Annotated in this window: 12 protein-coding genes; 3 read left to right on the forward strand and 9 right to left on the reverse strand. The window is 59.6% G+C overall.

Going from position 1 to position 13,108, the window contains the following annotated elements:
• Positions 1 to 95: 95 nt before the first annotated feature.
• The 5 genes from NO932_RS11195 to NO932_RS11220 form a co-directional block, all read right to left on the reverse strand.
• Entirely contained in the window at positions 96 to 962 is an 867-nt protein-coding gene (locus NO932_RS11195) for a UbiA family prenyltransferase (RefSeq protein WP_309207443.1), read from the reverse strand.
• Entirely contained in the window at positions 959 to 2,146 is a 1,188-nt protein-coding gene (gene eboE, locus NO932_RS11200) for a metabolite traffic protein EboE (RefSeq protein WP_309207444.1), read from the reverse strand. The genes NO932_RS11195 and eboE overlap by 4 nt, the downstream gene beginning before the upstream one ends.
• Positions 2,143 to 3,306 carry a 3-dehydroquinate synthase gene (locus NO932_RS11205; RefSeq protein WP_309207445.1) on the reverse strand — a complete coding sequence of 388 codons (1,164 nt, stop codon included), beginning with the start codon at positions 3,304 to 3,306 and terminating at the stop codon, positions 2,143 to 2,145. Before NO932_RS11205 ends, eboE begins: the two co-directional genes overlap by 4 nt.
• A 74-nt stretch (positions 3,307 to 3,380) precedes the next feature.
• The gene (locus tag NO932_RS11210) at positions 3,381 to 3,659 is read right to left on the reverse strand and encodes a hypothetical protein (RefSeq protein ID WP_309207446.1); all 279 of its coding nucleotides are present in this window, start codon (positions 3,657 to 3,659) and stop codon (positions 3,381 to 3,383) included.
• Positions 3,660 to 4,284: 625 nt separating this feature from the next.
• Positions 4,285 to 5,438, reverse strand: a protein-coding gene (locus NO932_RS11220; protein WP_220303547.1) for an IS3 family transposase whose coding sequence is annotated in 2 segments (ribosomal slippage) — positions 4,285 to 5,163 and positions 5,166 to 5,438 — 1,152 coding nt in all. Because the reading frame shifts where the segments join, the coding sequence is not laid out codon by codon here.
• A gap of 268 nt (positions 5,439 to 5,706) precedes the next feature.
• Here NO932_RS11220 and NO932_RS11225 point away from each other — a divergent pair.
• Positions 5,707 to 6,186 carry a MarR family transcriptional regulator gene (locus NO932_RS11225; protein ID WP_309207448.1) on the forward strand — a complete coding sequence of 160 codons (480 nt, stop codon included), beginning with the start codon at positions 5,707 to 5,709 and terminating at the stop codon, positions 6,184 to 6,186.
• Positions 6,187 to 6,219: 33 nt separating this feature from the next.
• Here the strand turns inward: NO932_RS11225 and NO932_RS11230 are convergent, their stop codons facing one another.
• From NO932_RS11230 to NO932_RS11245, 4 genes are read right to left on the reverse strand one after another with little or no spacing between them, the layout of a single operon-like run.
• A complete protein-coding gene (locus NO932_RS11230; protein WP_309207449.1) occupies positions 6,220 to 6,669 on the reverse strand; it encodes a hypothetical protein in 450 nt (149 codons plus the stop codon).
• A 3-nt stretch (positions 6,670 to 6,672) separates the two neighbouring features.
• Positions 6,673 to 7,665 carry an ABC transporter substrate-binding protein gene (locus tag NO932_RS11235; RefSeq protein WP_220305746.1) on the reverse strand — a complete coding sequence of 331 codons (993 nt, stop codon included), beginning with the start codon at positions 7,663 to 7,665 and terminating at the stop codon, positions 6,673 to 6,675.
• Positions 7,666 to 7,682: 17 nt separating this feature from the next.
• A complete protein-coding gene (locus NO932_RS11240; protein WP_309207450.1) occupies positions 7,683 to 8,873 on the reverse strand; it encodes a Gfo/Idh/MocA family oxidoreductase in 1,191 nt (396 codons plus the stop codon).
• Positions 8,863 to 9,810 (reverse strand): PDR/VanB family oxidoreductase, encoded by a 948-nt coding sequence (locus NO932_RS11245; protein WP_309207452.1) that lies wholly within the window; start codon positions 9,808 to 9,810, stop codon positions 8,863 to 8,865. Before NO932_RS11245 ends, NO932_RS11240 begins: the two co-directional genes overlap by 11 nt.
• Before the next feature lie 125 nt (positions 9,811 to 9,935).
• Here NO932_RS11245 and NO932_RS11250 point away from each other — a divergent pair, with 125 nt between their 5' ends.
• Positions 9,936 to 11,216 (forward strand): Rieske 2Fe-2S domain-containing protein, encoded by a 1,281-nt coding sequence (locus tag NO932_RS11250; RefSeq protein ID WP_220305748.1) that lies wholly within the window; start codon positions 9,936 to 9,938, stop codon positions 11,214 to 11,216.
• Between the two features lie 878 nt (positions 11,217 to 12,094).
• Positions 12,095 to 13,090, forward strand: coding sequence for a TAXI family TRAP transporter solute-binding subunit (locus NO932_RS11255; protein ID WP_220305749.1), 996 nt, complete (start codon positions 12,095 to 12,097; stop codon positions 13,088 to 13,090).
• Positions 13,091 to 13,108 lie beyond the last annotated feature (18 nt).

Below are 13,108 nucleotides of genomic sequence, written 5' to 3' on the forward strand. Positions count from 1 at the left end.
TCTTCTTTGAAGCGCCTCAATTGCTCTAAGTCTTTGTTCGGTCGCGTGTCCGAACCGCAAAACCGTTTCCACTTTTGCTGGACACGCTCTAGCCGTTACGTGCCCCGCACCCACCGTTGCAGCCACAGCGTCAGCGGGAACCCCACACATGCCAGGAGCGCAAGATCCACCCTGCCCATCTGGGCGATCAGCAGGCCATCAAGCAGAGGGATGGTGGCAATCAGCAGCGGAATGGCGCGCCCAAAGCTGGGATTTGTGCCCTTGATAAAGCGGAGAGCGAAGACATCGGCAATGAGCAGTGCGAGGGCGAAGGGCATCACCAGCACATCACCGATCCCCACCATCATGCCATAGACCGGTGCTGCGGCGATGCAGGCGAGCGGCCACCAACGACCGACAAAGCCACCGCTCTCGCTTTTGGCCACGTAGGTCAGCCCCATCACATGGGCCATCAGCAGCGCCGCGCCAATCCACAGCGTCGGCCCCGGCACGGCGACCACAGCGAGCGCAGCGGCGAGGTAGACGAGCAGCCGACATAGCCCCATCAGAATGGGGCCGAAGGCGTTCTCCTTGTGGCTACGATTGTAGGTCACGATAGTCAGCGCCAACGCTAGGCCGGCGATGCTCACGGGCCATCCGGTTCCGGCGACCCAGCCAGCCAGCACGAAAAACACAACGCTCGCGCCCAACAGTCCAAAGCCCCAGGCGAAGACTTCAGCCTGGCTCGCCAGCCCGGCCGGTATCGGTCGGTAAGGCTGATTGATCGTGTCATAGCTGGCGTCGAAAGCATCGTTGAGGAACATGCCTGCGATATAGGCCAACACCGAGGCCACGACGACCAGCGCAAGCGTATCGGTCTCGATCCCTGCACCGGTCAGGGCCGATCCCGCCATGGCGTTGGTCGCCACGGTTGGCAGATTGGACACTCGCCCCAACCGGAGCGCCGTACCCAGCGTCATCATTTTAGCTGCCCCAGCACCCAGTTGAGTTCGCGCGCGATCGCCGTATCCATCGGCTCGCCGCGATAGCGCTCGGGCAGCACGTCCCAGGTGTAGGTTTCCACCTCGAGATGGTCCGAAATCGGCCGCTGCCGATGGAGGGCGAGAATTTCGCGCAGGAAGGCCTGGGTCGTGCCGAAAGCGCCCATGTCCTCAAGAAACACCGGCACATGAAAATGCACCCGCCACTCGCTGCCTGCCGCGCTCTCGATCTCTTCGAGCGCCGGCAGAAGGTCCGGCCACTTGCGCAGGCCCTCCCCGCCGCGCCCCACCACCTGGTGTAGATAGGTCGGCTCGTTGAACGGCGCGAGAAGTTCGGCGGTCTCCTGCCCGACAAAAGCAAACCGCAACGCCGAGCTGAGCTGCAGCTTGTAGATCGGGATGCCTGCCTCGCGCAGAGCCGCGATGCTGCCCTGTGGGTCCTCGAACTCTATGGCGGCGTGGCACACATCATAACAAAGCCCCACATGCGCCCGAAGCGCGGCCGATGCCTCGTCCATTGCGAGTGAGGCTCGCTGGGCAAGCGAACGGGCGGCCGCCTCGGAATAGAGGTGATCGCGGAAGAAGGCGATCGCCTCCTCGATGGTTTCCAACATGCAGCACGGCTCGGGTTCCAGTGCCAGCGTTACGTGCTTGCCGGTGCGCCGCTTCACATCGAGAAGATGGGCGACGTGCTGCACGATATTTTCGGTAATTGTCTCCACCCTCCCCTCTGCCCAAGGGGCGAAGGTGCCGGGCACCGTACTGATGCTGCCGTCCATCCCTTCGGGCAACACTTGCGCAAGAATTTCGGCGAGCTTGTTGGAATAATCCAGCCGGGCCGGATCGGCCCAGTCGGGGCTATAAACATTCTCCTTGACCCTCACGCTATGGAAATCGCCATAGGGAAAGCCATTGATGGTGAAAACATAGGTGTTGGTCTCGGTGAGGTAGCGCTTGAACGCTTCGAGCGCCGCGCTTTCCGAAAGCTCCGCGGCGGCAGCCGCGGAAAGGCGCAGGCCGATCCCGAACGGTTTGGAACCTGCAGTTGCCGCATGGATGGTGGGGACGTTGCGGCGCAGGGCGTCGAACGTCTCCTGCCAGCTCTCACCCTTGTGGATGTTGGTGCAATAGGTCAATTGCCCCAGACGGGATCCGTCGACCTTCATTTCGCACCTGCCCGGCTCTTGAGCTCGTCGACAGCTCGCAACATCAGCGGGGCGTCGATCTCATGCACTTCGACCCCGGTGCCGATCCCTTCGAGCAAGGTTACGGTCAGCTCACCGCCAAGATGCTCCTGGAAATCGCGCAGGCCCTGTATCAGGAGGCTGCCGTTCTCCGCTTCTGCCTCCAGCATTGGGTGCCAAAGCGAAAAGCCCAGGCCCAGCAGCACGGCGCGGATGCGCGCGTTGGCGCCCGCGTCCAGAAGGCCCGCAAGCACCGAATATTGTGCGTCGAGCGCGATACCGATAGCCACCGCCTCTCCGTGCCGCAAGGAAAAATCGGTCAACAATTCCAGCCGGTGAGCGGCCCAATGCCCAAAATCGAGCGGGCGCGCGGTTCCCCGCTCGAACGGATCGCCGCCCTTGCCGATCTGGTGCATGTGCAGTTCGGCACACCGGCGGATCATGTAGCTCATCGCGTCCGCATCGAAACGCGCAAGGTTGGCGGTGGACGCTTCGAGCCAGCTAAAGAACGCCCCGTCCCGGATCAAGGCCACCTTGACGGCTTCGGCTATCCCCGGACGCTTTTCGCGCGGCGGCAGGCTTTCAATGAAATCATAGTCATTGATTACAGCGAAAGGCGGCGCGAAGGTGCCGAAAAAGTTCTTGGACTCGAAAAGGTTGACGCCGTTTTTGACACCAACGCCGGAATCGTTCTGTGACAGGACCGTGGTGGGAATACGGATATGACGGATGCCGCGATGCGCCGTCGCTGCCGCGAGGCCAACCGCGTCGAGCAGCGCGCCGCCGCCGATGGCGACCACATAGGAATGGCGGTCGATATGATGTTCGACCATCAACTTCTGCATGTCGATGACGGCGTCGAGGCCGCGTTTGACGGTTTCACCGCCACTGACCGTAATCGGCTGGGCAACAAGCTCCAGCGTATGGGCATGCCGTTCGGCAAAGGTCATGATCTCACCGGACAGGGAGGGGCGAGCGCTACTAACGCCGTTATCCACGAAAACCAGGATGCGATGGCGGCGCCGCGGCTCGAACTGACTCACGATGTCAACGAGCACCCTATTGTCGAGATCGAACACCCCGCGACAGAAGATCACCGGAAATTGGTATTCGACCGAAAAACTCTGCTGCCGAACGGCCACTTGGGGGGATCGTGGCTCTTGTGCAGGTCGAAGGGCCGACTGCACTGGTGCATCAAAGGGTTGTGTCAGTGCCATTAGCTGCTGGTCCTGCCTGATTGAAGTTTTGCGGCCGCAATTTCAGCCGCTTTCCCGGTTGGTTCGGCTGCAAGGTAGGCCAAGGCGAACGCTCCAATGGCAGCGGTGACGGCGCATGACATGCCCAGACCGGACCATGCGCCGTCCCATCCGAGCAAATGAACCCCGAGGCTGATGGACGTAGCTCCAGCGCTCACCGCCATCGATATCTTCACCACGACACGCAGGTGATCATTCTGATCCGCCTGCACGGTACTCTCGAGATCTTCGCGCCACATACTCTCCTCCCGCGTTCTAGTATCCTAGCATTTTGGAGAATGTCAATTTCTCGTAGGCATGATCCCATGGGGCCTCTGCAAAATCGCGAAGGTAAATACGCAAGGCCGGAAGTCAGCACTGAATGATGCTGTGATTGGCCCGGGCGCCCGATGCGCTCCGAGCGAACGCCCCCGCTTACAGAATGCGACACATATCGCCGTTACAAAGAACGATTTAAGTCCGCGAGTTCGGTTAACAGCAGAAAATGGAGCGGGTGAAGGGAATCGAACCCTCGTCGTAAGCTTGGACAATAAACAGTATGATACGTTTTCCACAACCTACGTGTAACACAATATTCCGCATTTTGTATCACAAAAGCTATTCGTCAAATTGGGATGAGGACCATTGTAGGGTGCGTTCCAGATGACGTTGCCCCCATCTTTTATCCAGCGTGACGTAGACTCCGGGGGTTGTTTTGGCCCTGCTGAGCCTGGTGGAAGACGGGGGCTGGCGTGGAGCTGGCCATTGAGCGCAGCGCCAGGTCCCGTCGTGGGGTAAAGGTGGTTGCGTATTCGGTTGGGGTGAGCCAGCCGAGCCGCGAGTGTGTGAGCTACTCCCCAATCGTTGGACAGCTTTTGGCGTAAATTAAGCTACTCGTTGCACCTGCTGGTCGGGTTGGTTTTGGTCAATGCGCTGCCAATAGATCACGGCAGGCGGTTTTCCGCCAAGGGCGGAATGAGGGCGTCGGTTATTATAGAAGTCCACCCATTCGCGGACGCCGGCGCGGGCCTGTGACCCGGTCTCCCAGGCGTGCAGGTAGACGCATTCGTATTTGAGGGTTCTCCAGAGCCGCTCGACAAAGATGTTGTCGAGGAACCGGCCCTTGCCATCCATGGAGATGCGCACCCCCATTCGTCGCAACCGATCGGTCCAGGCAAAGGACGTGAACTGGCTCCCCTGATCGGTGTTCATGATCTCGGGCGGACCGAACTTGTGGACCGCCTCGTTCAACGCCTCGATGCAGAAGTCTGCCTCCAGCGTGTTCGAGATGCGCCATGCCAAGACCTTGCGGGTGTGCCAGTCCATGATGGCCACCAGGTAGAGAAAGCCCCGGCGCATCGGTAAATACGTGATATCCGCAGCCCAGGCCTGGTTCGGGCGCTCCACCCTCAACCCCTTCAGAAGATAGGGCCAGATCTTGTGCCCCTTGGCTGGTCTCGAGGTATTGGGCTTCTGATAAATCGGCATCAGGCCCATGAGCCGCATCAGCCGACGCACGCGCTTCTCGTTTATCACGTGACCTTCATTGCGCAGGTGCCAGGTCATCTGCCGGACTCCGAAGAAGGGCGTCTCCAGGAATTGCCCATCGATCCTGCGCATCAGGGCAAGGTTGATCTCGGTCTCGCCTTTCGGCGTGTAGTAGAACGAAGAGCGCGCGATCGACAGCAGCGTGCACTGTTTGCCAATTGAGAGCACGGGGTGATCAGGTTCTATCATCCCTCGCCTCACTTCCCGCCCCAAGGCTTGAGCTTTCTGGACAAAAAATCGTTGGCGACGGCCAGCTCTCCGATCTTGGCATGCAGATCCTTGACCTGTTCATCGTCAATCTCAGGCCTTTTGCGCCCGCCGCGCTCGAACACACCCGATGCCCCTTCGAGCAACGCCCGTTTCCATTGGTGGATCATCGTGGGGTGAATTCCGAACCGGCTCGCCAATTCCGATACCGTCTCTTCGCCCTTCAATGCTTCCAGGGCGACCTTCGCCTTGAACTCGGGCGAATGCTGCTTGCGTTTCGACATCTCTGATCTCCATCGTCGAAGACCAGCAGACAACAATTCCTAGCTTACGTCAGCGTCCCATTTTCGGGGAGTAGCTCAGGGCGATAACCTACCAGTAAGAGATATTTATTAACGTCACTCGAACTGGAGCAACGAATCAAAAGCTAGATTACGCGTTGTGGGCTCGAATATAGCTCATGAATGCGGAAGCCGAGCCACTCCAACCGCTTTTCAGAGTGGAACTCCGAGGGACAAAGGCTCGACTGATGAGCAGAAAGACCAGAACGCTGTGGCTGGCAAAGCACCTCAAAACATCAAATTGCCTTTCGAGCAAAGTGTCGGCTACCAAGCTCGCCTTACTCATCGGCTTATACAGCGGCTCCTCCACCAGAAGATTGCGCCGTATGGGGTAACACCCGGCATGTGGTATTTTCTACGCGCCTTGTGGCACAAGGACGGGCAAACTCAGCGAGAATTGTCCCTTTTGGTCGGCACTATGGAGCCGACGACATTGAGCGCAATCAGAACGATGGAAGCTTCTGGATTAGTTCAGAGAAAGCGAAACGACGAGGACCGACGAAAAATAAATGTCTTTTTGACCGGTCGCGGACGCGAGTTGGAAAATATCCTTATGCCACTTGCGAAGGAGGTCGTAGATGCATCTGTTGAAGGTTTCTCCATCAATGAACGTGGTCTCTTGCTTCAATATTTGAAATCAATTCAAAATAATATTTTGAAGCACCTCGACGAAGACGTCCATCTGGGTTAACATCCCACTCTTGGCCTCCACCGCTCCCGAAGCTTACGGCGGACTGATTGTCCTCACAAATTCCTCGATCGACATGACCTCACGCGGGGGTATATCCTCGATTTCAGGCCCAGGATCGACGTCGTAGCTGAGCGTATCGCCATCCCAGAACCACCAATAGGCCACGTTCTCCCGCTTGCCCTCATGTTTGTCGAGTATCGACATCTTGAACTTGGGGAAAGCCTTCAGCGCGTCCGGTACGGGAGCGTTGCCCATCAGGCGCGCAGAAACGGATCCCATGTCGACGGCTGCGGCCAAGGGGATCATGGCGATAAAGCGCGTATCGAGCCTGGCAAGGGTGGCCGCATCCGCGCCCTGTTCGTATGGTCCGGCAAGAGCCCGCACCACCTCGGGGTAGGAGGGATGATTGTGGGTAACCTGGACATAGGCATGTCCACGCGGTGTTTCGACTTCGACTATGTCGCCTGGCACAAATTTCGTCATGGTTCAGAGACTGAAGCTTTCTAGGGTCGCAGGGTGAAAGAGCTCGTTCACATCGACCTTTCGGGGAGAGAGCCCCTGCTCATAGTGATAGCCGAGAAACGTCTCGAGGACCTTTCTGTTCTGATCGACGCCGTAGGACCATATATCGTTGCCCATCAGGTTGCGAGCGCGACGAAGATTGTCTTCGACGAACGGCATGGTGACCTTCGTTGCAGAAGTATCCGCCAGCGCAGCATCCGACATCGCCTTCGAGCGGGTGAAAGCCTTCAGCAGTGCTCCCGGCAGCCACGGATGCTCGTCTGCCAGACGGCGCCGCACACCCAGAACGTGCATGATGGGGAAGATGGCGGTGCGCCTGAAATAGTCCTCGGCCGCGCCGATCGAGTCGGTGAACAGGCGCCCCACATGCGGGTGTTCCTCGTCGTAGCACAGAGGCGCGCGCGGCCCTATGAACCCGTCTATCTCGCCAGCGGCAAGCATGGCGTTCAGCGTGGCGCCCTGAGGGGCTTCCTCGACCTTCACGTTCGGCGGCAGGTCGACCTTGATCTTTTCGGGACGCCCCGCCGTATTCATGCCGCCGCGGACCCAGACGATGTCCTCGGCGCCGAGGCCGTACTCGTCCTTGAGAATTCCACGCACCCAGACATTGGCCGATAGCTGGTATTCCGCGATTCCGATACGGCGTCCGCGAAGGTCCGCCGGCGTGGAAATGCCCTTGTCGGTGCGGATGTATATGGACGTGTGGCGGAACGCACGCGAGAGGAATATGGGAACCGCAACATAATGGGGCTCTCCGCGTGCGACCGAGATCGAATAGGAAGAGAGCGAAAGCTCGCTGATGTCGAACGCCTGGTGCCGGAATGCCCTGAAGAACATCTCCTCGGGCGAAAGCAGCATGCAGACCGGATCGACCCCGTCGATCTTCACCCGGCCGTCATAGATCGGCCGGGTCCGGTCGTAATCACCCATGGCAAGCGATAGATTGAGATTGCTCATTTATTCTCCCCTCATTGTTATACGGGCACCTGCTCGACGAGGTCGACGAAAGTCCCTGTCTCTGCGGAACGGATGATGGCGTGGCAAGCTTCAAGGCTCGCCAGACCCCATCTGGCGGACTGTACGGCCGGATGTCCGTGCCGGACGGTCTGGACCAGCGCATCGATGACTTCGGTGCGCGCTGTCTCGAACGTCGGCGCGGGCACGAATTTCTGTTCAAAGTCGCCATAAACGTGCAATCCAGAGGGAACCAGGCGAATGTCCCCGCGATCGCACAGCACAACGATCGGTCCGAAATGTTCATACTGGTCCGCCGGCTTGGGTGCGTCGCCGGCACCGTATGTACGGGTCGTCTTGAGCGCAGCTTCCTGCTGCGCATCGAGCACCGTCGCCAGCGTCCTGCGCGCCGCGCCATAGCCCTGGGGCGATTTCCGTTGCCCGAGCTCTCCGATCCCGTCCATCCAGATGTCGCTGTCGAAATGCGCGTAACCCGAATATGTGAAGGTCGCGAAGCACCCGTTTTGAAAGCTCATCAAAGCGCTGTATGCGCCTTCGGTGGGACGATCGGGGTCCCAGGCGCCGGTCATCGCCGCCAGCCGGGTCCCCACGCCTCCGGCGAGGAACCTCACGACATCGATCTGATGTACGCCTTGGCTGAAAATGACGCCCCCGCCTTCGCTTGTGCGCAATTCTTCCGGCCGCCGCGGCCGATAGAGGAAATCGGTGTAGTTAAAAGCTTGAATCATGCGAATCCGGCCAAGTTCGCCGCTGCGGATCAGTTCCCCCGCCTGTTGCACGGGACGATCAAAGCTGTGGCTGGGGCCGACGATCACGTCGACGCCCGCTTTCTCGGCCGCCTCGACGATGCGCCGTCCGTCCGCCATCTCCACGGCCAACGGCTTGTCTAGCAGGATATGTTTGCCGGCCGCGGCGACCGCTACCGCATGGTCAGCATGCATCTGGTGCGGTGTGGCGATGTACACCACTTCCACCTCGGGATCGGCGCAGAGCCCCTCCACATTCTCGTAGACGCGGCCACCGAATTCCGCCTGAAAAGCACGCCGCGAGGCTTCTCGCGGCGCACAGGCGGCCACGAGGCGGATACGGGGATCCGAGCGAAAGGCAGGCAGCATGAGCATGAACGCCCGCCCCAGCCCTAGCACGCCCAGTCGGATGGGGTTCGAAATTGCTGGGGAATCAGAGGTCAACGACAAGATTCCCGCTGTTTGCCCGGGACACGCAGATCATGATTGCTTTGTCCTTCTCCTCATCCATGAGCACCATGTCGCGATGGTCAACATCACCGGCAAGAAGGCGGGTCTTGCATGAGCCGCAGGTTCCGCTTTCGCAGGAGCTGACGGTCCGCACACCGGCGTCGCGTACGGCCTCGAGTATGGAACGATCGGCAGGAACGTGCACCGTCTTGCCCGACTTGGCCAATTCCACATCGAAAGCCACGTCGTCGGGGCGGACGATGTCGACGGGTTTGAAATCCTCGAAATGGACACGTCCCTCGGGCCAATGGCCCGAAATCGCCTTGATCTCCTCCATGAGCGGCTTCGGCCCGCAGCAATAGACATGTGTCGGCTGAGGTGTCTCGAAATGATCCCAGAAATCGTAGATTCGCTCGGGATCGCCCTCGTCGTGATGGACGATCATCCGGTCCCCGAAGGCTTCGCGCATTTCGGCCAGATAGGCGGCATCCTGCGGGCTGCGGCTCACATAGATTATCCGGAACGGCTTGTCCTGCTCCTTGAGACGCTTGGCCATTGCATAGATCGGCGTAACGCCGATGCCTCCGGCGATCAGGAGATAGTCGGGCGCGGGACCGAGAGAAAACTCGTTCTCGGGGGGAGCGACCCGGAGCTTGCTCCCTTCAGCAACCTCATCATGCATGGATTGGGAGCCGCCGCGCGATTCCGGCTCCCGTTTGACCGCGATCGTATAGGTGTTCGCCTCGCCGCCGACGAGGGAATAGCGGCGCATTGCCCCCGATGGGGTCTCCACCGTTATGTGCGCGCCCGGACCGTATTGGGGCAGGCTGATCCCCTCCTCCGGCTTGAGCACGAACTCCACGATACTCGGCGTCAGTTCGCGGCGCGAACTCACGGTCATCGTGATAAGATCGTCGTCGGTTATAATCACGGGAAAACCATCCAGCTTGCCTTTTTCCGTTCCTTAGCTACCTAACTAATTTCTGTCAATGCCTAGACTTCGCAACTGAGATGCACTAAACTCTTAGCTTCCTAACTTAATGAGGGATGGAGACGATGCTTACTCCCGAAGAAAACGATCTTTTGTGTCGGGTATCGAACAACGCCCCGATGGGACGCCTGATGCGCCAGCACTGGACACCGGTCTGCCTTATCGAGGAGGTCGCCGAGCCGGATGGCACCCCGTTGCTGGTCGAGGCACTCGGGGAGAGGTACGTCGCCTTTCGCGACACCAATGGCCGCGTGGGGCTTCTCGATGAGCTGTGTCCGCACCGGCGTGCCTCGCTCGTATTCGGACGCAATGAGGAGTGCGGTTTGCGCTGCCTCTATCACGGCTGGAAAATGGATGTGGACGGCAAGGTCATCGCCATGTCGTCGGAGCCGGAAGGCAGTCCCCTCCTCAACAAGGTGAGCCACCGCGCCTATCCCGTCAAGGAATGGGGCGGATTCGTCTGGGCCTGGTTCGGCGACAAGGAAGATGTTCCTGAATTCGACCCGCCCGCCTTTGCTCCTACCGTGGATACGCCTTTGGCAATCCTGAAGATTCGTGTTCCTGCGAACTGGGCGCAGATTCACGAAGGCCAGATCGACAGCGCGCATTCCTCGAGCCTGCACTCCTCCGACATGGTGCCAGCCAGGGTCGAGGGGGCCGCAGCCGACGATAAATCTTGGTACCGTCCCTCGACGGACAAGTCGCCCCGCATGCAGACGCAGACGACGAGCTATGGGTTTCATTACGCAGCGATCCGAAAGCCGATCAAGAATGCAGCCACGCATGACTACCTGCGCATCACCGAGTTCATTGCGCCATATTACTCGCTGATTCCGCCCAACAGCTCCTACAATGTCGCCAGCGTCATCGTCCCTGTCGACGACGAGACCACGCATTTCCACTTCATCGCGTGGGGTGGCACGGCATGCCCCACCACCGAGGAGTGGCGCAAGTTCAACCATGCGGAGAAGGGAGTCGATCTGGACGAGAAATGGCGCTCGCGCCGCACGCTGGAGAACAACTTCCTCCAGGATCGCGAGCTGATGAAGCAGGGCAACTTCACCGGCGTTCTGGGCATTCCCAATCAGGACATCGTCATGTGGGTTTCCATGGGGCCGATCGTCGATCGCACCAACGATATCCTCGGGGCATCCGATCTCGCCATCGTCGAGTTCCGTCGTCTGATGGTCGATGCTGCGCGGAAGGTCGCCGAAGGCGGCAAGGCCATCGGCACTGAAGAGCCCCGGCTGCCGCATTCGCGGATCATGTCGCGCGAGGGCGTGTTCCCCAAAACGACTGATTGGCGCACTCTCGTCAATCATAATGAAATGGTCGCGGCCGAATAAGCCGCCCATCCCTGCCTCAAAAAGACCTTTCGGCCCGCGCGGCCGAAAGGTCTGCTGGCATGTCGCAGCCTTGCGATTTGTAACGACATATCTGCAAGCCGGCAGCTCTCCTCCCGCCACGACAGGAACGCAACCGCCCTTCCCGCCACATTTCTCGTTTCCTCGCGCACAGCCCGATGGAAGCGGACCGCTTCCCCTCACAATCCCGGTTCATGCGGAACCCCGGGCCGAAGTTAGGCAAAAGCGAAGGCCGCAGGAGCGAAAGATGGACGAGGCCGATTCTGCCAATCCAGAACAGCTCCATGAAGGCGATCGCCCAGAGTTCCCTTGCCTCGGAATTCGGCCAACGGGTGGCTTGACACATATAACTAAGTAAGCAAACTAATTAAATTGGCGCGAGGGGGGAACGCCGATCTGATCGTCACAGACCACTTCCGGAGGAGGGAAGTTCCATGTTGAATTTCAATTAATCGACAGCGCGGCGCCGGTGGAATGTCTTCACGGGCCTGCTGCTGGCAGCGTCCAGCCTGGTGCCTCTGGCCGCCACCGCCCAGGACCTGATCGAGTTCGATCAATGGCGACCGGGAGGTCGGGGCCTACAATCGCACATGGGTTCCAGGCGAATAATGCGAGACGCCCCCTTCTCTCCTTGTCGGCTCCGGGAGCCGGCAAGGACTGTGTCGAGACCCATGAGTCTTGGCTGCGTTGGCCTTATACACCCCCCCGGGGCGCATCACGGCCGGACCGCGGCGGATTTTGAAACCATCGCGCTTGACTGCTTAGGAAACTAACCATAACGTTGATCCTGCCGGCCGCGGAGCGGAGCTATCCGGCAGCGAGATTTCTGCAAAAGCTCAGATTTCCAATGGGAGGAACAGATGCCATTATCGCGAATTACCCTGACCGGACTATCCCTCGCCTTTATCGTGGCGCCGGTGCTGCCGGCGACTGCGCAGTCGCTCAATCTCACACTCGCGGGCGCCAGCCCCGGAGGACTTTGGACGCTTCTTGGCGCGGGTCTAGATGCCGTCGTGAAGGCAAACGATCCAAACTCGACGATTACCTACCAGACTACCGGCGGCGGATTTGCCAATGCCGCAATGATCAGCGAAGGAAGGGCCGAAATCGGACTTATCCACGACGCCGAGCTTGCTATCGCGGCACAGGGTGGCGAGCCCTTCAGTGCGCCGATCGAAAATCTACGCACGATCGGCTACCTTTACGACTGGGCACCCATGCAGTTCGTCACGACGCGCAGCTTTGCCGAAGAGCATGAAGTCGATTCCGTGGACGATTTTGCTGCCGCGCAGGTTCCGGTGCGTATGACAGTAAACAGAGCCGGCAATATCACCGGCCAGATTGCGTCTGCCATCATGGCGGCGGCGGGCGCCGACGACGAAGCGATCGCCCAATGGGGCGGAGCAGTCGTTCAGGCCGGTTCGTCCGAGCAGGCCGGCCTGCTCCAGAACGGTCGTGTCGATCTCTACGCGAACGGTGTTTTCGTCGGTCACAGCTCCATCCGGGAAATCGAGAACGCACTCGACATCAAACTGCTGAGCATTCCGGCCGATGTCAGGGCGCAGATCGCCGAGGAATTCTCGATCGCCGAGTTCACGATTCCCGCCGATTCCTATGAGAACCAGCCCGAAGCCATCGAGACCCTGGCTCTGGGTGCCGTTCTGATCGCCAGCGCGGAGATGAGCGAGGAAGATGCCTACACGCTGACCAAGGCGCTGATCGACAATCTCGACTCAATACGCTCGGTCCATCCGGCAATGGCCGACCTGGACACCACGCTGCTCACTCGGGAGACCGCAGTGCCGCACCACGATGGCGCCCTGCGGGCATACCAGGAAGCGGGCCTGATCGAATAGTTTCCGTTTCCAAGAACA

This window comes from Pelagibacterium sp. 26DY04 (assembly GCF_031202305.1).
In the GTDB taxonomy this organism is placed as follows: Bacteria; Pseudomonadota; Alphaproteobacteria; order Rhizobiales; family Devosiaceae; genus Pelagibacterium.

What these genes read in the sequence shown, in the direction of transcription:
- eboE (WP_309207444.1), bottom strand. Translation starts at nt 2,146, where the DNA reads ATGAAGGTCGACGGATCCCGTCTGGGGCAATTGACCTATTGCACCAAC.
- NO932_RS11230 (WP_309207449.1), bottom strand. Translation starts at nt 6,669, where the DNA reads ATGACGAAATTTGTGCCAGGCGACATAGTCGAAGTCGAAACACCGCGT.
- NO932_RS11250 (WP_220305748.1), top strand. Translation starts at nt 9,936, where the DNA reads ATGCTTACTCCCGAAGAAAACGATCTTTTGTGTCGGGTATCGAACAAC.
- NO932_RS11235 (WP_220305746.1), bottom strand. Translation starts at nt 7,665, where the DNA reads ATGAGCAATCTCAATCTATCGCTTGCCATGGGTGATTACGACCGGACC.
- NO932_RS11195 (WP_309207443.1), bottom strand. Translation starts at nt 962, where the DNA reads ATGATGACGCTGGGTACGGCGCTCCGGTTGGGGCGAGTGTCCAATCTG.
- NO932_RS11255 (WP_220305749.1), top strand. Translation starts at nt 12,095, where the DNA reads ATGCCATTATCGCGAATTACCCTGACCGGACTATCCCTCGCCTTTATC.
- NO932_RS11210 (WP_309207446.1), bottom strand. Translation starts at nt 3,659, where the DNA reads ATGTGGCGCGAAGATCTCGAGAGTACCGTGCAGGCGGATCAGAATGAT.